Origin of the sequence: Corynebacterium sp. HMSC072A04, from assembly GCF_001809235.1 — a bacterium.
Lineage (GTDB): Bacteria > Actinomycetota > Actinomycetes > Mycobacteriales > Mycobacteriaceae > Corynebacterium > Corynebacterium hiratae.
Map to the genome: position 1 here is coordinate 1 of NZ_KV796794.1, position 809 is coordinate 809.

At 54.5% G+C, this 809-nt stretch carries 1 protein-coding gene and 1 pseudogene; one reads left to right on the forward strand and one right to left on the reverse strand.

Going from position 1 to position 809, the window contains the following annotated elements:
* Nucleotides 1-349: 349 nt before the first annotated feature.
* A pseudogene (locus HMPREF2565_RS14410) lies at nucleotides 350-487 on the forward strand (type IIL restriction-modification enzyme MmeI); the annotation flags it as partial.
* Between the two features lie 62 nt (nucleotides 488-549).
* On the opposite strand, the gene HMPREF2565_RS14070 reads toward HMPREF2565_RS14410, so the two are convergent.
* A partial coding sequence (locus HMPREF2565_RS14070; protein WP_210385893.1) for a hypothetical protein occupies nucleotides 550-809 on the reverse strand: 260 nt, incomplete at its 5' end.

The window sequence follows — 809 nt, forward strand, 5'->3', positions numbered from 1 at the left end:
ACGGAGTGTCGTCGATAAATAACCATTTGATGCGCGCGTGCGGAATTAACAACGAAATACCGCTAAAACAGACAACATATGGGGTGCACAGAAACACATATAAGTTCTGCGGAAAACCTATAGGGTGCGTCGCTAAAAACCGCTGTGCGCGAAAAACATAAAGGGTTTACGGACCCGGTCCCAGACCCCTCAATACTCTGAGCCGGAAGAATGGAAAGTGGAAGGTTGATGTATCCCCACTATTTATTTTTTCCGTTTTTCGGAGTACATCGGGAGCTACAACTGCGGACCAGCTCTGTGTGAACTAGATGAGAAGGCGCAGCAGCGAATCATCGACGCTGGACAGTTGGTGCTGCGGGCACGCGAGCGGCACCCCCAGCGGTCACTCGCGGAGCACTACAACCCGTTATCGATGGACCCAATTCTGCTCAAGGCTCACAACAACTTGGACCGGGAAGTCGATAAGGCTTTCGATGTGGCACGCAAACTCACCAACGAGCGCCAGCGCCAGGAGCTACTGTTCGCCAGCTACGGGGAGTTGGCGAGGGGCTATGTCTCCTCGCTTTCATCAAAATCGAAACCACCAGCAGGGTCGTTCCCCGTGCGGGTGATTTTGATCGGTCCCGCTGCTGGGTGTAGAACCCTGTCGCTGGCAACGCCGGGAACTATGACTGTGCCCGACGAGAACACGTCACTGCCATAACGCGGCTCACGGTAGACGAACATGGGTCGTTCACTACTACTGGTGGATTTCGGTTTTGGTGGTGGGGGGATTACCGCCGCCGGCCTCGATTTTTCCGTTGAGGAGG